The following is a 24,075-nucleotide window of genomic DNA, read 5'->3' as shown; positions in this document are numbered from 1 at the left end:
AGGATCGAAGCGTGCGCCGACGGTGAGTGAGCCCTTGCATCCTGGACACACTAAGATGTTCACAGCTCTGAACCCAGAACTGCCGCAGTGTGGACAGGTGTTTTCAATTCTCGCTCCGTGCGTGGCACAGTGAGAGTACGCAGCGAAGCGCCAGATCAAACGCGAATATGGAAAATCATCTTCCTGGACGCTATCGACTAGACATCTTGGACACCACGATGCACCCTTGCAAAGCGTCGCTGACTTCCCTGAGACAAGCTCACCGATTCCTAGGAGCGTTCCCCCTAGAAGTGACTGACCGGTTAATCGTTCCAGCGCTTTCGCTCGCCTGCGCACTACAGGACCGGAGCCGGATAGCCTCGAGCAATCGTTGTAAGTGCCTGGCTCAGACCCTGATGCAGCATCGAGAAGAGCGATAAACGATGACCAAGGAACTGCGCACAGGGTCGTTAGTCGCAGGCAGTAGCTACTGAGGGACTCAGTGCCGGAGGTCCCAGCCCCAATGAGCTTTAGGGGTGGAAGCTTCGTCCAGTTTGGAATGTGAACTGTCATGCGCCGGCCGCACCGTCAGCGCTAGGCTCAATGTTCAAGTAGTCGGCTAGTGACGTTGTAGGCTTTGAGCTCGCAAGACGATTGAAATGATCGATGTCTCGCCAGAACGAGCTGTGGTTCTTTGGTGTGCCTGAAGCCGATTTGAGGTGGTCAGAAGTCAGCTTCGAGCATCCAGCTCTGCACCTCAGCTCATTTGCACGTCGGAGATATCTTACAGTTGGGCCGAATATTCCTCCTCCATTCAATGCAACCAGCTCCAGGTTGTCCTGAAGCAGAGTGGGATGGGATAACGGAAAGCCTGCGCCGATTGCCTTTACCAACGTCGCGTAGCCTACTAGGTCCTGCTGCATCTTCAGGTTGTACGGTCGCATGTAGACGATGTCCGAGCGGTTGAAGATTTCCTGAGCATCTTCATAGAGGGGAGAGGCCTCATGCGTACCGAACATGACCGCCGCGCAGCCGATCTCCTCGATGAGGGCCATGATTCCAAGCATGTAGTTGCGAGCACTCTGCGTCCTTGTGACTCGACAGATATTTGCGACTTCGTCGATGACTATGTACTTTAGGCCGCGAACCTTCGCCATTCTTTCAAAGGAGAGTCGGAGCTCTCTCTCCGCTCGACGCGATCGAACGTCTTGCCAGAAATGAGAGGACGCGCGTTCTTCAGCAGACTCGTCAAACCTGTGGGGACTGCCAAGATGGGAGTCAGGCTCTAGCCAACCTATCTCAGGTTCTGTGATCTCCTGATGGAGCCTCAAGGCAAAATCCTTGGGGTTGAACTTGTCGCCTTGGTTCAGGACAGCTCTTACTGAGATCAAGGGGATGCTGCCGATAGGCCAGTGCTTAGGTCGGCCTGCAAGCGATGGCATAAGACGACGTCGCAGCTCACTCTTGCCTGACCACGACGGGGCAACAAGCCATACGAACTCCCCGGGCCTCGCGCGTGCAATGGAGCCAAGCATCTCGCGCTCAGCTGTCACGAACCGTTCGTGTGGAATGAAGGGAAGTGACTCGTTACAGAGCAGATTGACCAACGGAAACTCAATGCTCATCGCGACTACCTTCGGTGACCAGGTCAGGAAGAGCACTGAAGTCAATCTTCAGACCGCCATCCGCTTTGAGCGGCTTTGATTTCCTAAGAGGAGGCGCACTGTTCTCACCCTTCCTTTGCTCTGCATCCAAAGAGCGCTGTCTTGCATTAGCCGCGCTGGTCCTTTCGTAGTTCTGCCTTTGGATGTCTTCCTTCCTAATCACCGTTTCCGGGCGAAGGAACTGATCCCACATTGCCTCGAACAATCGATCTTCAGGCGTGTAGTGGCCGATCTTGGTAACCTCAGAACACCACGCTTTGTAGCGCCTGGCGGTCGTCTGAATCCATACGAATGTTGTATCTTCTGGGTCCCGACGCGCCTCCAGAATCTTCTCAGAGGCTAGGCGGCTACAGAGTTCTGAATTTGTGTAGTTTCTTCCGCAGAAGCGGAATCCGCGCGTTGTCTCATAAGACGTTGACTTAAGCTTCACAGCGGTGCGGAAAAGCAGGTCGTCGTTCAAGACGATGGGGAGGCCTGAGTTAGGTGCCAAGCGGATGAGTTCTTCCATGCGCTCACCAGATCCGCAGTGATCTGCGCCAGGGAGCCGTGGGAGCAGGCCGTACAGGAGCTCATTGATCTCGGACTCGGTGGTCGAGAACTCCATTCGAGCGGTCGAGCGGCTCTTGAACTTTCCGTCGACGCTTCTTCCGGCCTGATCGGGCTTCGTGCTGCCGATCAACCGATGACTCACCATCGCATTGATCTGGCCTTGGATGGTCTCGCACTCAGAGTTATATCGGCTTCCGCCAGTCGGCGCCGTAAGAAATGTTACTCCAGGTATCTGGCAGACCTCACATCGGACGGACTTTAGGTCAGAGCCCCGATCGATCAGTATTGAATGAGGGAGCTTCTGGTGCTTTCGAACATAGTTCCGCAAGAGTATGAGAATTCCATCCCGCCTGGCTGGACCGAAGACAAACGCGTGCGCCATGACGTGTCCAGAAGCTTCGTCGCGTCCGCAATAGAGCAGCGGGCACTGGTCCTCCATGCCTTCTTGTCCTTGGATGAATGTTCTGTGGTCGATCTTTGTCGCATCAACGTGAAGCACGGAATGTACGGCCAGTGCGGATCCCGATCTTACGCGCGCGTCAGAGCGAGGCTTATTTGCCTGATATCGACGCTTTCCGCCAACCGCAAGATCGCGAACCGCTCGGGACGTGTTCTTCACTCGGCTTAGGAGCGCCTTATAACCGGGCGCAACTATGCCGAGCTTTTCACACTGGCCGACGAGCTCTCGATGTAGATCAGACTTGCTCGTCACCAAGCCACCTAGCCAGTGGGACTTGATTGTTTTGTTGAGAACCTCCGTTTGGGTGGACGTGAGGCGGCTTGACCTGTTCCCGGAGTTTGCATATTTGGTAAGCGCTTCTTGCAGCGGATTTCGCCCCTCCGCGCGTGCGGCCCTAACTTTCCTTTCCAGAGCCCGCATGCGGCGAGGCAAGGGCTCTCCACTTGCGATGACTCGGTCGAGCTTCTTGAGTCTTGCAACCGCTTTTTCCACGTCGGTTGAACTGGCGAGTGACATTGGATCGCTCGCGTCCAGATAGAGAGCGTCGATGCCTTTACTGAACTCCACACCGATGGCCAGCGCCTGTTCCGGATTAAGGCTAAGGTAGAAGTTCCGTACGTCTATGAGAGGCACATGTTCTATCGGGCCGAAAAGAAGCTTATCGGCGAGCAGGGCGGCGGCAATTCCGGCATTGAACCAAGCTATCTCTACCATCAACGTTGAGATGCTTTTAGGCCCTGCGGTGAGTCGCTTCTGGACTTCTATGAATCCCTCGCGGCGGGCGAGTGATAGCTCCTCATCCCAGCTCTGATAGATGAACTGCAGGTTCCGGAGGTAGCGGCTGTTGTATGGGGAGGTGGCCCGCACGACGTACGTAATTCCATGCGACTCCGCCCATCGCTCATACGCCAGGTTACGGTAATGGCTGCCATCCCGAATCCACTCATCTGGCTTCTTCTTAACCAGCGAATCAAGCTTGGTGATCGACTTGCACTCGACCACCTCAACATTCGACCTCCGAATCACGAAGAAATCTGCGTGTGCGGTGCTTATGTGGCGTCCTCGTCGTATGCCGTGACACCTGACTTGGCAGACATACGAAATTACGTCGGGGTCCAGCTCAAGCTCTAAGGCATATGTCTGCTCAACTGTGTGGCTTTCGAGCCGGCGTATTGCGCGACACTTCTTGGAACTGAAATCGACAATCACATTGTCTAGTGCATAGGCGCCGACGGTTCGCCCGGCACCATGGCCGTACAGGTCAAACGCGAATGCCCGGTCTTCTAAAGAAAGATCCAAGGTTCTTAGGTGGTTTTGCAGTTCATCTGGCGTCATCTAGGCCTCCCTTGGCTGGGCGAGGGCAATACCTCACCCTCCCGGCCGCGCGGGTACTTGAAAGAAGTACGGGACGGGGGTAGATTCAGCTCAGCGGATCCAAACGCTAGCTGCACACAAGCCCCGGCCTGCAAGCCGGGGTTTGTTGTTTCTACCCTAGTGGTTGAACTCAGCTCATCGCATGGGTGCTCTCCTGTACGGTCGCTGCGGAAATGAGGGCGAGCAGGTTATTGGGTCCTGCTTCTTGAGGCCACGAAGAGCCAGCGGGCGAGGGCTTGTGAAGGGACTACGCGACCTCGACGGCCGGGCATATGCACCACGTCAACGCCTAGGCGGCCTTGGACGGCGGCACGCCTTGCTGCCTCGAGACTGCGGAAGCCCAGGGCCTGCCAAGCATCGGCAATACGTACGTAGAGTCCAAACTCATCCACGATCGTCCCTAGCAGTTCATCCTCGGACTGGGATTGAAGTGCTGCTCTTGGTAGTGAAAGGGTGCTCATGCCACCGAAACATACGGAATCCACGGTCCGTTGCAAGCGATCTGGGTTCGGCAGGCCATTAGGAGCCATAAATGGTTATGGGCTCCATCAAATCAAAGGCTTACGCGTAACAGCCGACGCCTTCGGGATGGCGCCTTTTGTGGCCTTACTTTGCAGATTGCGCGGACAGCTTCCCTGCCGGCGAGAAGTGGTGGGGCCAGTCCATTACGTGTGCTAGGTGTCCACAGAAGCTTGGGCGGCTCAGTCCTATGGATGAGTACTAGCGATTGGCCAGATAGCGAGCTAGCCAACGCTTGCGCTAATAGCGCCCGTCGATCAGGTGCCCGCGATCGTCTTCGTACTCCTCAGCTTCATTGCCGGCAGCCTCAGCCGCTTGCAAAGCGGCTTCCTGTGCTTGTTTATCGGCGTACTCCTGGCGATTCTCGACGAAGGCTTCGCATCCTTCGATGAAGGGCTGAGAGTTGCCGCCACACTCCGACGTGTCAGAGATGTCGTTTGCCTGTGCCCACGCAAAGCCGGCTTCATGACCTGAGCAATCTTGCGTGCAAGTATAGTTGCCGCTGTCTTCTATGGCGTAAGGATCAACACTGCTGAGATCAGCCCCCGTACCTTCACTGTCGGCCCCGTACTCTTCGTATGTCGCTTGCGTTGCATCCTCTGCCGCGGCAGCTGCCACCTCTGCATCAGCTTCGTAATCGTTGTAGTCGCCGTGGCGTCCGCAGGCGGTGAGAAGCACGTAGGTGGCAAGCATTACTTGAAGCCGGCTCACACTTGCTCCCTTGTTCACTTGTGAATGAAAGAAGCCGAAATGGGGGCATTGATCGAGAGCACTTGGCACGAGCTGAGCCAAAGGCGCGCGGTCAACTCGACTTCAACAACAGTGAGAATAGGTTGGATGTCACACCAGCCCCCCGTCAGTTACGGTGAAACTGTTGGGGTAGACAGGCAAGAGTGATGTCGCCACGGGAGCGAGACGAGAGCATGTCTGCTGCACCTCTCATGACTACCTCAGCTCTTCGTATACCTGATGGGCCGACCGCACTCGAGCCAGTGTCTCAGCCCACCTTTCAGGATGTATTGGCGACAGTGCGATTCGCTCAACATCGGTCCAGAGTTCATGAACCGCACGACGGACCATAGAAAGATTTTTTACATAAGACAGTGCAAGAAGTTCAACCTCTGCGTAGCCCTCTTTGACGCAGGCAGAGAGCTTCGAAGCACTTGCCGCGGACTCGCCATCGTCATTGGCAGTCCTCCGCCTAGCTCTGATTAACTGCTCCGGAAGGCCAAAGATGAATGAAAGGTCGGGAACTACCCTCAAGGCAAATATCCGCGAGCATTTACATTTGCCAGCACTACTAGCTCCGATGGCCTGCGAAACTTCCATCTCTACAAATGACCTACCCTCCATCCACATGAGCAACAACTCTTGAAGCCGGGGTATAGCCCACTGCCCTTTTTCTCGGTCTGAGCTAAATCGCGCGTAGTCTCTTTCAAAGAGGCCTTCAAGATTTCCCTTCCTCACTAGCTGCGGGACCAGAGAGGGGTCTTCTGCAAGCCAGTCAAAGACCCATTCGGTCCACTCTCTCACATTGGCGAAATCACCTGGGCAGTTCCTCTGCATACGAGCCTCCAAGCCCCTGATGACAGTGGGCTCAACTCCCGTTGAAGCCGCCAACTTGTCTATCCAGTCTGGATTCTGCTCAGCCCCGAATTCGTCTCGGAACCTAGCTACTACCTCGGAGCTTACGTCCACCCAGTCTTGGCCTCCTTGGGCACTTGCTGAGAAGGCTCCCATCGTTCTTCCAAGGTACTCGCGAACGGCAGATCTAGAAGACTCGCGATCAAAGGAAATCGGGAGTCGTCGAAGCATGTATCGGGCGGTTTCATCCAACTCGTCTGTGGATGCATGCATCCGGTCAAGCACTCGAGCAAGCGGATCCTCAACTGCCAAACACTGGTCGCTTTGAGAGAACACCTCCCTAAGCTGATTCCAGTAACGACTGATAGTGTTGGACTCACCGTCGAAACGCATAACCCTACCAGGGATAACTAGGACGAAGCCAAATGAATTTTCCCCCGCCCGCCCGGCCCTGCCCGCTGCATTCAGCAGCTCATGAGCCTCCAGAGTCCCCATTCGCTCCGAGTCGGCGTCGAATCTCTGATCACTGGATATGATCACGACTTGGCTTGGTAGATTCATCCCTTGTGCTAGGGTTGAGGTCGCTACGACGACATCAACCCCATCGGGCCGCCTGTAAAGTGATTCGTGAAGGGCCCTCTCCTGCGGAAGTAACAGGCCATGATGCGTAAGGGCCCGACTTCTCAGATCGTGTCCGTCGCCAACGTCAGCATACAGAGCACTACGTTCGCCCAGCTCGGTGAGTGCCGCGTCAAAATTTTGCCGCTCAGACTGGTTCAGTGAAATCGTTCGTACTGGGAGCGCATCTGAAACCTTCCTCGCGATACTGGCTGCCCAAAGGATGGTTTGGGTAAAGACCAGCGTCTTCAAGGTCTCGCTTGCAGAACGTGTGGCTGCACCGATGGCAATTTCTGCCGCAACTTCGGTGGAGTTCGGGGTAAGGTACCAGTCCGACGTGCGTGTGCCCGCCGCACCCAGCTTGACATTTCGGTCTAGCAGCGGAACGAGGAGGTAATCACTTATATGGTTGGTCATCCACGTTTGCTGAAGGCCCATAAAGCCGTAGGGTTTAACCTGCAATTGGCGTCTTACTGAGACAGGAGGCGCCGCCGTCCTTCTGGCCCTCGCTGCAGCAGCTAACACAGCCTGGCTCGACGCGACCTCGGCAGCTTGGTAAAGCACGACACCGCGTACCTGCCGAGTGGGCTTCCAGTTCAAATCCAGTGCAAGGCATGGCCTGCTGGTTAGGTTTTCAACCCATGCTGCCACTTGCGAAGCATTGCTGACCATTGCGGACATCAACAGAAGATCTGCAGAAGGAGCCGCAAGCGTGAAGTTCAGTAGACAAACCATTGCATCGATGGATCTCCTGTCACGGCCAACTCCGGCAGAGTGGATGAGGTGGAATTCGTCGAACGTCAGAAGACCAACTTCAGCGAACGCGGCGGGCTCGTATCCGAGGAGTGCCAAGCAACGCTCAGGGGTCATCACTGAAATTTCAGGAAGTCCCTCGTTGACGATGTCTTCAACAGAATCTGAACTCCGTTCCTTCTGAATTTCTCCAGATGGGAAAGCCGCCCCCAAAGAACGGGCGACCTGATCTACCAAAGCAAGCGTGGGCGCAAGGAACACCACCTTCCGATTCGCCAGCAGCGTACTTGCGATCTTTAGCTCAGATAGAGTGGATTTGCCTGCGCCGGTTGGGAAGCTGACTACGGATGAAACTCCATTATCAAGATAACCTCTACTAACTGCCTGTAGATGGTTCTTCCAGAGATAGGGTCTACTACCTGCAATCAACCCCATTTTCTCGCGCCACCTGTCTTCTGGAACTCCTGATGGCGGCTTGATCGATACGAGCGAGGACGCTCGGAGTTCTGTTCCTGCCGCCAAGAGCAAAGATGCCAGATGAAATGGCCCTGGGTAAGTACTTTCAGAGACTACAGGCCGGTTGGAGAGATTGGTCGATTCTGTTTTTCGAATGGATAGCTCGGCCACACGTGAAAAAATCTCATTGCTGCTCCTGACCGGCTCCGGCCTTCCCATCAGCTCGCTCGAAAGAAGTCTGACCCCGTCAAGTATCATGCCGTAGAGAGCAGTGGCACCCAGGCCAATGCTAGGCGAAGGGCTCTCCATCCAACTGCTTGTCGAGTTGCTACCGGTAGCCACTGTCGCAAGATCGCCTCTGATGAGGCGTCGAAGTGCGTCGATGAGCGACGAACTTACACTCCCGGAGCTTTCAGGCGGAGCCATCGTCTTCGTCATTTCCACCGCGTCCGCATGAGACTGCGCAATTAGAAACAGCAGCGAAGAGGAAATGCCCGCCGGTATCGCGTCCAGCCTAAGCTCCCAGCTGGCAGATGCTTCAGCAGAGAGTGCCTCTGCTTGAAAAACCACATGATGCGCGGTCCCTGCGACAAACGCCGCTGACCTCCTGATATCAGACTCTGGGGCCAGAGAAACCAGCGACTCTTGTACGAATGCAAGCCTTCGCATCTCGTCAATTAGGCTGTCGATGCCGTGATCAGCCTCTTCACCACTACGAAGCCTTATTCGTGCGGCAACGATCCTTGTGTAAGCAGCGGTTAGCTCCTTCGCCAAATCCCGGGACTCAAGCCCCTGAAGGCTGGGGGCGGATGCTATTAGATCCAGGGTCTCTCGATCAAACACTCTTCACCCCGGAATCAAGAATGGCGACTACTTTCTCGGCTAGCTCCTGCATCCATCCTCGCAGGTCGGCGACATGAAAGATGTCCCCTCTACGTCGGCTCATGTCGCCTTTGACAACTTCGTCATAGTCCATAAAGAGTGAACTCAGACCTCGCGGCGATGCATGATAGTCTCCAACCGTGATGGATGCCTTGAACACCCTGGCTTCTCTCCAGATGATGCTCTTAACTGCATCGGTGGCGTTTGGATAGCCAGAACTCTTGAGTAGGGAAACCACTTCTGCAGCAATCATGTTCTGACGGGACCCAGACTCCAGTTCGCGAAATTCTGGCCAGACCTCATCACGGATCACATCCCGGGGATTATCTGTCGCCTTGTCCTCGAAGATTACGACATGGCTAATTCCATTCTCACCTGCCTCAACTTGCAGGCCGTCCAGCCCTTTGTGGGCAAGAATCATGTGTGGTGTTCGGATAGCTGAGTTTGCATTGAGGCGATGCGCGCATATCCACGACATGACTTGGAACAACCAGCCATCGCGGTGGTAAGGGTTATCTGCGCTGGCCGTGACGAGTTTAATGGCTTCCGATCTGGCGATACCGTCTGCTTCCACTTGCGGAACTCCGGAGGCCTTTAGGATCTCTGCCAAATGATCCGCTTGACCTAAGGCGACCATGGCAATCTGAACTGCCAAGAGGTCTGCATCCGGGACTGACCACTCATTGCCGTCGCAGAGCGAAGCCACGGTATACGGTCTCGTTTCAATTGCCATCTCCAGCTGCCCCCAATTCAGCTTCCGTGTCTATAGCTTCTTCACAAGACGTATACCACACACTCACAGTGATGCACGCCCTGTAGCAATCTGGTGACTGTGTTACTAGCCTTACAGAGGGGACCCGCCGGATGTCGAAAAAAGTCTTGTGAATCAATCGATTGAATGGAGCGGCCCTTCACGCTTACCCTTTGGGTGCCAAATAGATCGATATTTGGACGGTTCGCAACCATCTAGCACGTCCCGCAATCCTTGGGCGACTTCATCAAACTTCCCAACTCCCAGCATCAGACAGCGACCTCGATTGGGCGGTGGCTATCTGTCATCTGCGCATAGTCTGTGCATTTGCTGCCGGATGCACGAACTATGCGTCAATCGCCTTTAAAATCAATGGCCTATGGAGTCGTGTGCCAAGCTATGTACTCAGCTGTGAGCATAGTCAGTGCATAAATCTCTCCGAAACGTCGCAACTATTGCTCTAGGTGGCGTCCAAACTATGGGGAGATGGCTAATCTGCTATGCACGCGCGCACTGCATGACGACGATGACGGTGCATCGCCGGCGCAGAAAAATGAGAAACGCGCCCGCTATCGGGCGTCTGGGATCAGCGTTCGCCGTCGCGCAGGTAATCGAACAACTCGGCGTCGCCTTTCAGACCGAGCTTCAACATCGCATCGCCTTTCTGGCGGCTGATGGTGCTCACGCTCTTGTGCAGATGGATGGCGATCTCTTTGACCGTCATGCCGCTGCCGAGCAGACGCAGCACTTCCACTTCGCGCGGTGACAGGGGACGGGCTTCGCCTTCCTCGACACTCTCCGTGCCGATTGCGTCAATGCGTTCCTTCAGCGACAGGCTGACGTAGGACATGCCACGCTGCACCGTCTGGATCGCCAGCGGCAGTTCGTCCATCGACGAGGTCTTGTCGACCAGCCCCAGCACGCCGGTAGCGACGACCATGCGCAGGATCGCCAGATTGTTGGACACGCTGAGCATCAGCACCGGCAGCTCGGGAAAACGACGGCGGATCATGGCGATCATCGCGAAGCCATCGGCCTGCGCGCCGCCGGGCATGGAGTAGTCGGTGACCAGGACATCGCACTCGTGGTCGCCCAGTGCGGTCATCAGCTCGGCCACGGTGCTGGCCTCGGCCACCACCTGGCCAACGCCGCTGGATTCGATCACGGCCTTCGTGCCGATCCGTACGACTGGATGGTCATCGGCAATGATAATGCGCAGGGTCATGGACTAGTATTGCCTGTGAGGCAGCCGTCGGGCCGTGCCGGGATGGGAATGTCATTCTACGGAGATCAGGCAGCATGCGTACCCACGTCGTTCGCTGGCTGGTTCTGTTCGTGCTCGCGATGGCGATGGGCATGCAGGCATCCGCTGCTTCGTCGCCTCCCTTGCCCGCCCACCAGAGCGAGTGGCTTGGCAGGCACCCTACCATCATCCTGGGTATGTACGACAGCGGCTGGCCGCCATTCGAGTCCATGCGCGACGGCACGCCGGTCGGCCTCGGCTACGACTATCTCAGCCTGCTGACCCGGCAGTTGGGGGTGCAGGTGCAGGTGCGGATGTATCGCGACTGGACCGACGTCCTGGAGGCGGCATGTCGGGGCGAAGTCGATGTGGTGATGAACATCACCCTCACCGCTGATCGCACGCGCTGCATGGTCTACACCCGCCCCTATGCCCATGCGCCACTGGCGCTGGTGGGCCGCCCCGGCGAAACCCGGGCATCGTCTGATCCTGACCTGCGCGGCCTGCGCGTGGTCACCGAGCGCGAGTTCGTCACCAGCGACGAAGTGCGCGCGCGCTTTCCCGAAGCCCGGCGCGTGACCGCGGCCAGCACCGCCGCCGCATTGGCCATGGTCGGCAGGGGCGAGGCCGATGTCTACATCGGCAACGCTTATGTGGCCACGACCCTGATCGCCGAGCGACGGCTGACCGATGTCAGCCTGCTGCGCCCCAGCGACCTGCCACCGGAGCGGCTGCATTTCGGTGTGCCCAACGCCAAGCAGCCCTTGGCTGAAGCGCTGGACATGGGCCTGGCCGCGCTCGCCGAGAGCGAGCGCGAGCGCCTGGAACGGCGCTGGCTCCCGACGCCGCGATGGTCGGTGCAGTCGCAGGTGATCCTGGGCAACGCGGAGAGGCGTGTCCTGGAAACGCCGCTGCGCCTTGCTTTCGCGCCGAACGCGGCACCGCTGGCCTTCATCGACAGTGCCGACCGGCCCAGCGGTGTCTCGGCCGAGTACCTGCGCCTGCTGCGCACGGTGGGGGCGCAGCTCACGCGGGTGCCGGCGCACGACTGGTTCGATGTGCGCGAGCAGCTGCGCCGTGGCGAGGTCGACGCGATCATGGGCATCCCCAACGATTCGAACTACCTGGGCGACGGCTGGGTGTTCAGCCAGCCCTTCATCACCGTTCCCGACGTCGTGGTGACAGCCAGTGGCAGTGCATCGGTGCTGGGCGTGCCCGATCTGGATGGCCGCAGCATCCTGCTGTCCGATCCGGAGCGGTTGCGCGGGTATGTCCTGCAGCAGGCCCCCAATGCGCGCATCGTGCCCGCGCGCAGCGCCGAACTGGCGCTGGCACGGCTGGCCAAGGGAGACGCCGATGCCTACATCGGCAACCTGGCCGTCATCGATCGGATCGTGCGTGATCACTATCCCGCGCAGCTGCAGGTGGCAGCGCCGGCAGGATTCAGCGATCGCCTGTCGTTGGCGGTCAAACGCCAGTACGCGCCGCTGGCCACCACGTTCGACCGCCTGCTGTTGAACATGAGCGCGCGCGAGCACGAAGCGATCCGCAGCGACTGGTTGTCGGCCGAGTACCGCAGCGATCTGGACTGGCGCAGGATCGCGCGCTGGGCGGTGCCGCTGGCCCTGGTGCTGCTGACCGCACTGCTCGTCCATGGGTGGGGCCACTGGCGCCTGCGCCGTGAAGTGGCGATGCGCCGCCGTGCCGAGCAGCGCCTGGCCGACGTCACCGACAACCTGCCGGCGATCGTCTACCAGGGCCGTCGCGAACGGGATGGCCGGCTGTCGCTGCCGTATATCGCCGGTGACACCGAAGCGCTGTTCGGGCTCACCGCGGCCGAGGCGATGGCCGATGAAAGCGCGCTGATGGCGCGCATCGACGAGCGTGATCGCGCCAGTGTGCGCCAGGCCATGGAAAGCGCCGCGCGTGACTTCGCCCCGTTGGACATGGAATTCCGCACCCGCCCAAGTGGCATGCTGCGCTGGGTACGTTCGCGCGCGCTGCCCTACGACGCCGAGGACGGGGTGCTGCTGTGGAGCGGCTATTGGATCGATGTGACCGATGCGCGCGCCCAGGCCGACGCGCTGGCGCTGGCCAAGGCGGCCGCCGAGCGCGCCACCGCCGCCAAATCCGAATTCCTGGCCACGATGAGCCACGAGATCCGCACGCCGATGTCCGGCGTGCTGGGCATGGTGGAGGTGCTCTCGCATACCTCGCTGGATGGCGAGCAGCGCCGCATCATCAGCGTGATCGAGGACTCGGCGCAGATGCTGCGGCAGATCCTCGATGACCTGCTGGACTACTCCAAGATCGAGGCCGGCGCGCTGTCGCTGCAACCGCATCCGGTCGCGCTGCGCGCATTGCTTGGCAATGTGCAGCAGCTGCTTGCCCCACAGGCGGTGGCCAAGGGACTGGACCTGCAGATCCAGATCGACGACGCGCTCGCGGCCATGCACCTGATCGATGGCATGCGCCTGCGGCAGATCGCATTCAACCTGCTCAGCAATGCCATCAAGTTCACGCGTGCCGGCGAGGTCGGCATCGCGCTGGCGGTGCTCGACGGTGAGGCCGACGGCGCGCAGCGGCTGCGCCTGACCGTTCGCGATACAGGCATCGGCATTTCGCCCGAGCAGCGCGAACGGCTGTTCGCGCCGTTCGTACAGGCCGACGCGGCGACCAGCCGCCAGTACGGTGGCACCGGGCTGGGGCTGAGCATCTGCCAGCGCCTGGTGGCGATGATGCATGGCACGCTGACGCTGCACAGCGTGCCCGGTGAGGGCACGCGCGTGGAGGTGCTGCTGACCGTACCGGTGGTGCCGGTGGACGAACCGCCCGGCGCCGCGGAAGAACACACGCAGGCGGTGCCGTTGCCTACCGCAGTGCAGCAGCGGCGCATCCTGATCGTGGAGGACCATCCCACCAACCAGGCGCTGATGGGGTGGCGCATGCAACAGCTGGGCCTGCCACACGTGCTGGCCGAGAACGGCGAACAGGCACTGGCGCTGCTGGCGCGTACCCGTTTCGACCTGGTCCTTACCGACTGCCGGATGCCGGTCATGGACGGCTATGCCATGACCCGCCGCATCCGCGAGCAGGAGCGCGACCGCGGCAGCGCCCGGCTGCCGGTGATCGCGCTGACCGCCAGCGCGATGGAGGACGATCTGCAGCGCTGCCGCGAGGCCGGCATGGACGATCTGCTGGCCAAGCCGGTCGCACTGGGCGCCTTGCGCCAGGCACTGGTGCAGTGGCTGCCGGACGGGGATCGCCCGCCGTCCGGCGCGGTGCAGGCATCGGGTACGGATGACGCACCGCCGGACCGGGCCGCGCTCGTGCGCCGGTTTGGTTCGGAGCACGTGGCTGGCGTGCTGATCGAGAGCCTGTGCACGGCCTCGGCCGAGGATCTGGTGAAGCTGCAGGCAGCCCTGGATGCGCAGGCCGGGCCCGCGCTGGTGAATGTGCTGCACCGGCTGGTGGGGGCCGTGGCAACGCTGGGGGCCGATGCGCTGGCGCTACAGGCGCGCAGCCTGATGGAACGCGTCGACGACGAAGGCGTGGCGGCGCACGCCGAGGCGGTCAGCGCATTCGATGCGGCGTTGCGCGCTTATCTGGTGCAGCTGCAGGCGTCCTGACCGGCGCCCTGCCGATCATCGCTGCTGCTGCAGGTATTCGATCACCTGCCGCCGGCGCTCCGGGTCGGCGGTGGTGTTGACCATGCGGGTGCCCGGCACCACGTGGGTCGGCGAGCGCAGGAACGCATCCAGGGTCTGCTCGTTCCAGGTCAGCCCGGCCTCGCGCATGGCGGTGGAGTACGGGTAGCCGGTGACACTGCCGGCGCGCCGGCCGATCACGCCGTGCAGGTTCGGGCCGAAGCGGTGCACACCCCCGGGGCTGGCCGTGTGGCAGCCGGCGCAGATCGCGAACGCGCGCTGCAGATCCTGCTGATGGGCCTGCTCCGGCGTTTGCGGGGTGCGCGAACACGCTGCCAGCAGCAGGCAGGCCAGTAACGCCAATGTCGATCGGAAAGCAGGGGCCATGGCGCAACGGTCAGGTCCAACAGGACGCTCAGGATAGCGAGCGCGGTGGCGCCTGCCGCATCCGATGACCTGCGACCGGTGGTCGCAGGTCGGGCCGGTCACATCCCCGAGTAGTTCGGGCCGCCGCCGCCCTGCGGGGTCACCCAGACGATGTTCTGGGTCGGATCCTTGATGTCGCAGGTCTTGCAGTGCACGCAGTTCTGCGCATTGATCTGCAACTGCTCATGACCATCGCTGCCGACGAACTCGTACACGCCCGCCGGGCAGTAACGCGCTTCCGGCCCGGCGTATTCGCTCAGGTTGATCCGCACCGGCACACTGGCGTCCTTGAGCGTCAGGTGGCTGGGCTGGTCTTCGGCGTGGTTGGTGCTGCTCAGGAACACCGAGCTGAGCCGATCAAAGGTGAGCACGCCATCGGGCTTGGGATAAGTGATCTTCGCGTGCTTCGACGCCGGCTCCAGGCACGCGTGGTCCGGCGTGCTGTGGCGCAGCGTCCACGGCGGGTTGCGGATGCCCAGCTTGGGCAGCAGCCACTGCTCGATGCCGGTCATCAGCGTGGCCACGGTCTGGCCCTTCTTGAACCACTGTTTGAAGTTCTTGGCCTGCTGCAGCTCGGCATGCAGCCAGCTGCTCTCGAACGCCTTCGGATAGGCGCTCAACTCGTCGTGCTGGCGATCAGCGGCGAGCGCATCGAAGGCCGCATCGGCGGCGAGCATGCCGGTCTTGATCGCGGCGTGGCTGCCCTTGATCCGGCTGACGTTGAGGTAGCCGGCCTCGCAGCCGACCAGCGCGCCACCGGGGAACACCGTCTTGGGCAGCGACATCAGGCCGCCGGCGGTGATCGCGCGTGCGCCGTAGCCGATGCGCTTGCCCCCTTCCAGGTGCTTGCGGATGTCCGGGTGCGTCTTGAAGCGCTGGAACTCTTCGAACGGGCTCAGCCACGGATTCCTGTAGTCCAGGCCGACCACATAGCCGATCGACACCTTGCCGCCCTCGGCGTGGTACAGGAACGCGCCACCGTAGGTGGCGTTGTCCAGCGGCCAGCCGGCGGCGTGCACCACCAGGCCCGGTTCGTGCTTGGCCGGATCGATCTGCCACAGTTCCTTGATGCCGATGCCGTAGGCCTGCGGATCCTTGCCGGCATCGAGCTGGAAGCGGGCGATCAGCTGGCGGCCGAGATGGCCGCGCGAGCCTTCGGCGAAGATCGTGTACTTGGCGTGCAGCGCCATGCCGCGCTCGAACGCCGGGCCGGGCTGACCGTTCTTCTCGATGCCCATGTCGCCGGTGGCCACGCCGATCACCGCGCCGTCGTCGCTGTACAGCACTTCCGCTGCCGGGAAGCCGGGGAAGATCGCCACCTCCAGCGCTTCGGCCTGCTGCGCCAGCCAGCGGGTGACCTCGCCCAGGCTGACGATGTAGTTGCCTTCGTTGTGGAAGCACTCCGGCAGCAACGCGTTGGGCGTGCTGCGCGACCCGGTTTCATTGAGGAACAGGAATTCGTCGCGGGTGACCTTCTGCTTCAGCGGCGCGCCGCGCTCGGCCCAGTCCGGGAACAGTTCGGTCAACGCGCGTGGGTCCATCACCGCGCCGGACAGGATGTGCGCGCCGGGTTCGGAGCCCTTCTCCAGGATGCAGACCGACAGCTCGCGGCCAGCCTCGATGGCGCGCTGGCGCAGCCGGATCGCCGTGGCCAGGCCAGCAGGGCCGCCACCGACGATCACCACATCGAATTCCATCACTTCACGCGGGGGCAGGACGTTGATTTCTTCGCTCATGGGGCTGCGTAACTCTTGGGTAGTGCCGCGGGTTGAACGGCGGCGGTTGCCTGGGAATCGCGCGTGTCACACCACGGCGAAACGGTGGATCAGTGCGCCAGAGTACCGGCACGGCGCATGTAAGCCTAGATCGCCGACGATGAGAGCGGTGTCGGCGCGTGCTGGATACCGGGATGCTGCGGCGCAGCAACCGCGCTGCGGCGCCGTCCCTTGGCCGCTTCCTGCACAACGACCACAATGGGGGCCTGTTCCACCGCCACCTGCCGGGATGCCATGTCACTCAATCCGTTCGATCTGTTCGATATCCGTTCGCTGCTGAGCGAGGAGGAGCGCGCGGTGCAGGCGACAGTGGCGCGCTTCACTGATACCCGGGTGCTGCCGATCATCGGTGATGCATTTGATGAAGGTCGCTTTCCGGACGAACTGATCCCCGAGATCGCTGCACTGGGTCTGCTCGGCTCCAGCCTGCCCGAGCAGTACGGCGGCGGCGGACTGAACGCGGTGAGTTACGGCTTGATCTGCCAGGAACTGGAGCGTGGCGATTCGGGCCTGCGCAGTTTCGTCTCGGTGCAGAGCTCGCTGTGCATGTACCCGATCTACGCCTACGGCAGCGAAGAACAGCGCCTGCGCTGGTTGCCGGACATGGCCACCGGCAAGGTGATCGGCTGCTTCGGCCTGACCGAGGCGCATGGCGGCTCCGATCCGGCGGCGATGAAGACCCGCGCGGTGCGCGATGGCAGTGACTGGCTGATCAACGGCAGCAAGATGTGGATCACCAGCGGGCCGGTGGCGGACATCGCCATCGTCTGGGCACACACCGAAGACGGCATCCAGGGCTTCGTGCTCGAGAAGGGCATGGCCGGCTACAGCACGCAGGAGATCAAGCACAAGATGAGCCTGCGTGCCTCGCTCACCGGCGCGCTGTTCTTCGACAATGTGCGCGTGCCCGACCGTAACCGCCTGCCCAACGTGCAGGGCCTCAAAGGCCCGCTGGGCTGTTTGAACCAGGCGCGTTATGGCATCAGCTGGGGCCCGATCGGTGCCGCGGTGGCCTGCCTGGATGAAGCGCTGGCTTACACCAAGCAGCGCGTGCTGTTTGGCCGGCCGGTAGCGGCCACGCAGAGTGCGCAGATCAAGCTGGCCGACATGGCGCGGCGGATCACCACCGCGCAGCTGCTGGCCTTGCAGCTGGGGCGCCTGAAGGACGCCGGGCAGCTGCAGCCGCAGCAGGTGAGCCTGGCCAAGTGGAACAACTGCCGCATGGCCATCGACATCGCGCGCGAGTGCCGCGACCTGCTCGGTGGCGCCGGCATCACCACCGAGCATGTGGCGATCCGGCATGCACTCAATCTGGAATCGGTGATCACCTACGAGGGCACCGAGACCGTGCATCAGCTGGTGATCGGGCGCGAGCTGACCGGGATCAATGCGTTCTGAGGTCACCTGACCAACGGTCAGGTGCTACACCAACGGTCAGGTGCTACACCAACGGTCAGGTGCTACGCGGCCGGCAGGTGCCTGTGTCACCGGTAGGTGCCGACCGTTGGTCGGCACGGCATCTTATTCCCCGCCGGCAAACCCGTTCTGGCGCCACGCCTCGTACATCACCACCGCGACAGTGTTGGACAGATTGAGGCTGCGGTTGCCCGGTTGCATCGGCAGGCGCAGGCGGCGGCCGTGGGGCAGGCTGTCGAGCAGGTCCTGGGGCAGGCCGCGGGTTTCCGGGCCGAACAGGAAGGCATCGCCATCTTCAAACTGCTGGGTGTCGTAACGCACGCTGCCGCGGGTACTCAGCGCGAACAGGCGCTTGGGCGCAATCACCTGCAGGGCGGTCTCAAGATCTGGATGGACCTGCAGTCGGGCGTATTCGTGATAGTCCAGGCCGGCGCGCTTGAGCTGCTTGTCGCTCAGGTCGAAACCGAGCGGCTCGATCAGGTGCAGCCGCGCGCCGGTGTTGGCGCAGAGGCGGATCACATTGCCGGTGTTCGGCGGGATTTCGGGTTGGAACAGAACGACATGGAACGTGGGCGTGGCAGTCATCGGCGAAGTGTACGCCGTGGCTGCGGGGGACCGCAGCTACGGCTTACTGGCGGATCAGGGTCGAGGCGGCGGCAGCGGCGGTTTCCAGGGCCAGGGCCTGCAGATCGGCAGCCGACGGACGCACCTGCAGGGTCGGCAGGTTGATGATCACTTCGTTGGCGACGGCGGTGGCGGCAGCGGTGAAGGTGGCGACGTAGCCGCGGTCACGGGTCTGCTCGGCAGCCAGGGCCTGGCGCTGTTCGGCGGTCGGGCGCACTTCAACGGCGGCCAGCGTGGTGACGCGGCGGTTGGCGGCCAGTTCGGCGCGGTAATCGGCGATCAGGCCGACAGTCGGGCGCACTTCCACGACGGCCAGGGTCGGGATGCTGCTGGTGCGCTCAACCTCGGCCTGGGCGATCTGGTCGGCCGACGGGCGGACCTGCACGGTGTCCAGGGTGACGATGGCGGGAGCGGCCTGCACCGACGAAGCAAATGCGGAGCCGGCGGCGAGGGCGATGGCGATGGCGAGCGTCTTGGTGTTCATGGCGAGGTCCTGTTTAGTGTTGGTGAGCAGTGGTGTGGTAGTAAGGTAGTACACCGATTCGGGGCTTGCAAGAACAATTTGGTCTTTCTTGGTTTTGTTCAGCGTCCAGTCAGTTTCGGTTTGATCCCTGTTTCCTTCGCCCAGTACCACGCAGGACGCGTGCCAACTTTTCAACGTTGATTTCAAAGGATTTTTCGGGGGAATGGGGGTGTCCGCCGTCCGGACAGGTGTCCGCTGGCAGGCGTGTGCGCTGTCCGTTTCCCCCCCAATGACTGTTGGCCGATGCCTTTTGCCCGGACGGCGCGCTAGCATCCGGCTTCACTTTCATGACCAAGGAACCGGAATGGCCGTCCAACTTCGACCGCGTGCCGCGCTGCTGGCTGTAGCGCTCTCCGCCGCACTGGGCTCACTCGCGCCGGCACCGGTCCTGGCCAAGCCGGCCACGGTGGCCAAGGTCGATATTCCGTTCGAGCAGTTCACCCTGCCCAATGGCCTGCGCGTGGTGGTGCACACCGACCGCAAGGCGCCGATCGTGGCCGTCAACATCTGGTACCACGTGGGCAGCAAGGACGAACCGGCCGGCCGCACCGGCTTTGCGCACCTGTTTGAACACCTGATGTTCCAGGGCAGCGAGAACCACGACGGCGAGTATTTCGAGCCCTTCAAGCAGGTGGGTGTCACCGGCCAGAACGGCACCACCAACACCGATCGCACCAATTACTTCGAGAACGTGCCGACCACCGCGCTGGACATGGCGCTGTGGATGGAGTCCGACCGCATGGGCCATCTGCTCGGCGCGATCGACCAGGCGGCCCTGGACGAACAGCGTGGTGTGGTCCAGAACGAGAAGCGCCAGGGCGAGAACCAGCCGTATGGACAGGTCTGGGAAAAGCTGACCCGCGCGATGTATCCGGAAGGCCATCCGTATCACCACAGCGTGATCGGCTCGATGAACGATCTCAACGCGGCCTCGCTGGACGACGTGAAAACGTGGTTCCGCACCTGGTACGGCCCCAACAATGCCGTGCTGGTGCTGGCCGGTGACATCGACGTGGCCACCGCGAAAGAAAAGGTCGCCAGGTACTTCGGCGACATCCCGGCCGGCCCGAGCATGGCCCAGCCCAAGGTGGACGTGGCCAAGCGCGAGAAGAGCACGCGCGAAGTGATGACCGACAAGGTGCCGCAGGCGCGCATCTATCGCGCGTGGAACGTCGCCCAGGTCGGCACCACCGACATCGACCAGCTGCAGTTGTTCGCGCAGGTCCTCGGCGGTGCGAAGTCCTCGCGTCTGGATCAGCGCCTGCTGCACCAGGACAAGCTGGTGGACAACATCAGCGCCGGCGCCTACAGCTCGCAGCTGGGCTCCAACTTCGTGATCATGGCCAGCGTGAAGCAGGGCGTGGACCCGGCCAAGGTCGAGGCGATCATCGATGAAGAGGTGAAGCGCCTGACCAGGGACGGTCCGACCGCCGATGAGCTCAGCCGTGGCAAGACCGCCTTCCGCGCCGGGTTCATCCGCGGCATCGAGCGCATCGGTGGCTTCGGCGGCAAGGCCGACGCGCTGGCCGAGTGCACCGTGTACGAAGGCGACCCGGGCTGCTTCCGCACGTCGCTGGCCACCATCGATGGGGCCACTGCCGCGCAGGTGCGCGATGTCGGTGCCAAGTGGCTGGGCGCCGGCGACCACACCATCGTGGTCGAGCCGGGCGCGCGCGTTGCGCTGGCCGAACTGCCTTCGGAAACGCCCAAGCCGTTCACCGTGCCCGCCGTGGACCCCAGCTTCACGACCCTGGCCAAGCAGGTCGACCGCAGCACCGGCGTGCCGCAGACCAAGACCTTCCCGGATCTGAAATTCCCGGAACTGCACCGCGCCACGCTGAAGAACGGCACCCAGGTGATCCTCGCCGAGCGTCACGACATCCCGGTCGTGCAGTTCAGTTATGAGTTCCCGGGTGGCTTCACCGCCGACCAGGGCCGCAAGTCCGGCACCGCCAACTTCACCATGGGGCTGCTCACCGAGGGCGCCGGCAAGCTCGGCGCGCTGCCGTTCGCCGATGCCGCCGATGCACTGGGTGCCAAGCTCGATGCCTCCGCCTCGCTGGACAGCACCAGCGTGTACCTGTCCGCGCTGAAGGAAAACCTGGCCCCGTCGCTGGCCCTGTATGCGGACATGCTGCGCCAGCCGCGCTTCGACCAGGCCGAGATCGATCGCGTCAAGGCCACCTGGATCGCCGGCATCCAGCAGGAGAAGGTCAACCCCAGCGCGGTTGCGATGCGCGTGATGCCGACCCTGCTGTACGGCGCCGGTCATCCGTATGCGATCCCGTTCACCGGCAGCGGCAATGAAGTGGACATCCAGTCCATGACCCGCGAAGACCTGGTCGATTTCCACCGCGATTGGCTGCGCCCGGAGCAGGGCACCCTGATCGTGGTCGGCGATACCACGTTGAAGGAAATCGTGCCCTTGCTGGAACGCCAGCTCGGCAATTGGAAGGCCGAGGGTCCGGCGCCGCAGGTCAAGGCCCCGGTGGACGTGGCACGGCCGACCCAGGCCCGGGTGTACCTGATCGACCAGCCGGGCGCGGTGCAGGCCAACCTGTTCGCCAGCCAGGTGGTGCCCTCGTCCAAGGACCCGGGTTCGACCCGCTTCGACATCGCCAATGGCGTGCTCGGCGGGGACTTCACCTCGCGCCTGAACATGAACCTGCGTGAGCAGAAGCACTGGTCCTACGGTGCCGGCAGCAGCGCCAGCAACACCCTGGGCCAGCGCCCGTGGGGCGCCCGCGCACCGGTGCAGATCGACAAGACCGCCGAGGCGATGCAGGAGATGCGCAAGGAGATCGCCGAGTTCGCCAGCGGTACCAAGCCGGCCACCCCGGCCGAAGTGGCGCGCATCCGCAACATCCAGAACCTGAGCCTGCCCGGCGCCTACGAGACCGCCAGCGCGGTGATGGGGACCATCAGCGGGATCGTGCGTTACCAGCGCCCGGACGACTATGTGGTCCAGCGCAAGGCCGAGATCGAGGCGATGACCCCGGCCCAGGTGCAGCAGGCCGCGGCCACGCTGGACCCGAACGCGCTGACCTGGGTGGTGGTCGGTGACCTCAAGCAGACCGAGGCACCGGTGCGTGCGCTCAACCTCGGCCAGGTGCAGGTGATCGATGCCGAAGGCAAGGTGGTGGCTCCGGCTGCTCCGGCGGCGGCGGCCCCGGCCGCGGCCCCCAAGGCCCGGTGATGCCGACAGCGGGTCAGCCATCGCGCTGGCCCGCCCCTCAGGTGCCGGGAACCATCCCGGCCCCTGATCACCCCCGATTCAGTTGTTTCCCGCACACTCCCTTACGTATTCCAGCCAGGCCTTGTCCATGCGCATTCTGCTTCTGTCCGCCCTGATCCTCAGCGTTTCCGCCTGCACCTGGGTGCCGATCGAGTCCTCCGGCAAGACGGTCCGCGTGCTGCCGGCCGGTGCGGTTCCCAGCGGCTGCCAGAGCAAGGGCGAGGTGGTGGTGACCGTGAAGAGCAAGGTCGGCTTCTACAACCGCAACCCGCTGCGCGTGCAGGAGGAGCTGGAAACCCTGGCCCGCAACGAGGCGCCCAGCGCCGGTGCCAACGCCGTGCAGGCCTCGGGCCTGCCCGCCGATGGCAGCCAACGTTTCCTGGCCTTCCAGTGCCCGCCACGCTGAACCCTTCACCCCGCGCCCGGACCATACGCCCGGGCGTGAATTCGTAAAGGTGCGGTGAAAGCCGTGCCGGCTTACAATAGCGCCCCCTTTGCCTGAGCCTTGGCGCTAACTGATGCTCTTCAAGAATGTATCGATCGCCGGCTTGGCGCACATCGACGCGCCGCACACGCTGACGTCCAAGGAAATCAACGAACGGCTGAAGCCGACGCTGGATCGACTTGGCATCCGTACCGATGTGCTCGGCGATATCGCGGGCATCCACGCCCGCCGCCTGTGGGATGCCGACATGCTGGCCTCCGACGCCGCCACGCTGGCCGCCCGCAAAGCACTGGAAGACGCCGGGATCGGCGCCGACAAGATCGGCCTGCTGGTCAACACCTCGGTCAGCCGCGACTACCTGGAGCCGTCCACGGCCAGCATCGTCTCGGGCAACCTGGGGGTCGGCGATGAATGCATGACCTTCGACGTCGCCAATGCCTGCCTGGCCTTCATCAACGGCATGGACATCGCCGCCCGCATGCTCGAACGCGGCGAGATCGACTACGCGCTGATCGTCGACGGTGAAACCGCCAACCTGGTGTACGAGAAGACCCTCGAGCGCATGGCCCTGCCGGGCGTGACCGCCGATGACTTCCGCAACGAGATGGCCGCGCTGACCCTGGGCTGCGGTGCCGCGGCGATGGTCATGGCGCGCACCGAGCTGGTGCCCGATGCCCCGCGTTACCGCGGTGGCGTGACCCGCTCGGCCACCGAGTGGAACCAGCTGTGCCGGGGCAACCTGGACCGCATGGTCACCGACACCCGCATGCTGCTGATCGAAGGCATCAAGCTGGCACAGAAGACCTTCGTGGCCGCCCGTGAAGCGCTGGGCTGGGCCGTGGAGGAACTGGACCAGTTCGTCATCCACCAGGTCAGCCAGCCGCACACCGCCGCCTTCATCAAGAACTTCGGCATCGACCCGAAGAAGGTGATGACGATCTTCGGCGAGCACGGCAACATCGGCCCGGCTTCGGTGCCGATCGTGCTGAGCAAGCTCAAGCAGCTGGGCAAGCTGAAGAAGGGCGATCGCATCGCGCTGCTCGGCATCGGCTCGGGCCTGAACTGCTCGATGGCCGAAGTGGTCTGGTAAACCAGTCGCCGCAGGCTGCTGCGGCGTTGGAATTGAACATCAAGGGCCGGTTCTGCCGGCCC

The 24,075-nt window shown here is 62.0% G+C and carries 15 protein-coding genes; 5 read left to right on the top strand and 10 right to left on the bottom strand.

All coding sequences use genetic code 11. The features are described from left to right. Positions 1–548: 548 nt before the first annotated feature. The 6 genes from ABE483_RS03495 to ABE483_RS03470 all read right to left on the bottom strand — a co-directional run bounded on the left by ABE483_RS03495 (position 549) and on the right by ABE483_RS03470 (position 10,814). Positions 549–1,604 (bottom strand): hypothetical protein, encoded by a 1,056-nt coding sequence (locus ABE483_RS03495; protein ID WP_346465379.1) that lies wholly within the window; start codon positions 1,602–1,604, stop codon positions 549–551. Then, the gene (locus ABE483_RS03490; RefSeq protein ID WP_346465381.1) at positions 1,594–3,987 is read right to left on the bottom strand and encodes a hypothetical protein; all 2,394 of its coding nucleotides are present in this window, start codon (positions 3,985–3,987) and stop codon (positions 1,594–1,596) included. Before ABE483_RS03490 ends, ABE483_RS03495 begins: the two co-directional genes overlap by 11 nt. 798 nt (positions 3,988–4,785) lie before the next feature. Next, the gene (locus tag ABE483_RS03485; protein ID WP_346465383.1) at positions 4,786–5,238 is read right to left on the bottom strand and encodes a hypothetical protein; all 453 of its coding nucleotides are present in this window, start codon (positions 5,236–5,238) and stop codon (positions 4,786–4,788) included. Between the two features lie 252 nt (positions 5,239–5,490). Further along, positions 5,491–8,799, bottom strand: a complete 3,309-nt coding sequence (locus tag ABE483_RS03480) for a DEAD/DEAH box helicase (protein WP_346465385.1) — start codon at positions 8,797–8,799, stop codon at positions 5,491–5,493. Then, positions 8,792–9,571 carry a hypothetical protein gene (locus ABE483_RS03475; protein ID WP_346465387.1) on the bottom strand — a complete coding sequence of 260 codons (780 nt, stop codon included), beginning with the start codon at positions 9,569–9,571 and terminating at the stop codon, positions 8,792–8,794. The genes ABE483_RS03480 and ABE483_RS03475 overlap by 8 nt, the downstream gene beginning before the upstream one ends. 604 nt (positions 9,572–10,175) lie before the next feature. Continuing rightward, positions 10,176–10,814 carry a response regulator transcription factor gene (locus ABE483_RS03470; protein ID WP_313212641.1) on the bottom strand — a complete coding sequence of 213 codons (639 nt, stop codon included), beginning with the start codon at positions 10,812–10,814 and terminating at the stop codon, positions 10,176–10,178. 74 nt (positions 10,815–10,888) lie between these two features. On the opposite strand from ABE483_RS03470, the gene ABE483_RS03465 reads away from it, so the two are divergent. Beyond that, positions 10,889–14,461 carry a transporter substrate-binding domain-containing protein gene (locus tag ABE483_RS03465; RefSeq protein ID WP_346481120.1) on the top strand — a complete coding sequence of 1,191 codons (3,573 nt, stop codon included), beginning with the start codon at positions 10,889–10,891 and terminating at the stop codon, positions 14,459–14,461. A 15-nt stretch (positions 14,462–14,476) separates the two neighbouring features. On the opposite strand, the gene ABE483_RS03460 is transcribed toward ABE483_RS03465, so the two are convergent. Together ABE483_RS03460 and ABE483_RS03455 are read right to left on the bottom strand one after the other, a co-directional pair. Next, a complete protein-coding gene (locus tag ABE483_RS03460) occupies positions 14,477–14,866 on the bottom strand; it encodes a c-type cytochrome (RefSeq protein ID WP_346481119.1) in 390 nt (129 codons plus the stop codon). A 98-nt stretch (positions 14,867–14,964) separates the two neighbouring features. Next, the gene (locus ABE483_RS03455; protein ID WP_313219857.1) at positions 14,965–16,641 is read right to left on the bottom strand and encodes an electron transfer flavoprotein-ubiquinone oxidoreductase; all 1,677 of its coding nucleotides are present in this window, start codon (positions 16,639–16,641) and stop codon (positions 14,965–14,967) included. Positions 16,642–16,914: 273 nt separating this feature from the next. Between ABE483_RS03455 and ABE483_RS03450 the strand changes: the two genes are divergently transcribed. Next, positions 16,915–18,078, top strand: a complete 1,164-nt coding sequence (locus ABE483_RS03450; RefSeq protein WP_313212637.1) for an acyl-CoA dehydrogenase family protein — start codon at positions 16,915–16,917, stop codon at positions 18,076–18,078. Positions 18,079–18,201: 123 nt separating this feature from the next. On the opposite strand, the gene trmL is transcribed toward ABE483_RS03450, so the two are convergent. Both trmL and ABE483_RS03440 read right to left on the bottom strand, forming a co-directional pair. Continuing rightward, complete coding sequence (trmL, locus tag ABE483_RS03445; RefSeq protein WP_346481118.1) at positions 18,202–18,681, bottom strand: tRNA (uridine(34)/cytosine(34)/5-carboxymethylaminomethyluridine(34)-2'-O)-methyltransferase TrmL; 480 nt, start codon at positions 18,679–18,681, stop codon at positions 18,202–18,204. 43 nt (positions 18,682–18,724) lie between these two features. Beyond that, complete coding sequence (locus ABE483_RS03440) at positions 18,725–19,204, bottom strand: hypothetical protein (RefSeq protein ID WP_346481117.1); 480 nt, start codon at positions 19,202–19,204, stop codon at positions 18,725–18,727. A gap of 343 nt (positions 19,205–19,547) precedes the next feature. Here ABE483_RS03440 and ABE483_RS03435 point away from each other — a divergent pair, with 343 nt between their 5' ends. From ABE483_RS03435 to ABE483_RS03425, 3 genes are all read left to right on the top strand, one after another. Continuing rightward, a complete protein-coding gene (locus ABE483_RS03435) occupies positions 19,548–22,439 on the top strand; it encodes a pitrilysin family protein (protein ID WP_346481116.1) in 2,892 nt (963 codons plus the stop codon). Positions 22,440–22,566: 127 nt separating this feature from the next. Further along, positions 22,567–22,884: a DUF4156 domain-containing protein gene (locus ABE483_RS03430; protein ID WP_046272272.1), complete on the top strand. Its 318-nt coding sequence runs from the start codon at positions 22,567–22,569 to the stop codon at positions 22,882–22,884. 112 nt (positions 22,885–22,996) lie between these two features. Further along, positions 22,997–24,013 carry a 3-oxoacyl-ACP synthase III gene (locus tag ABE483_RS03425; RefSeq protein WP_019184878.1) on the top strand — a complete coding sequence of 339 codons (1,017 nt, stop codon included), beginning with the start codon at positions 22,997–22,999 and terminating at the stop codon, positions 24,011–24,013. Positions 24,014–24,075 lie beyond the last annotated feature (62 nt).

It is taken from the genome of Stenotrophomonas sp. TWI602, assembly GCF_039674045.1.
In the GTDB taxonomy this organism is placed as follows: Bacteria; Pseudomonadota; Gammaproteobacteria; order Xanthomonadales; family Xanthomonadaceae; genus Stenotrophomonas.
Note: the sequence above shows the minus strand (reverse complement) of the source record. Positions and strands in the feature narration are given on the sequence as shown.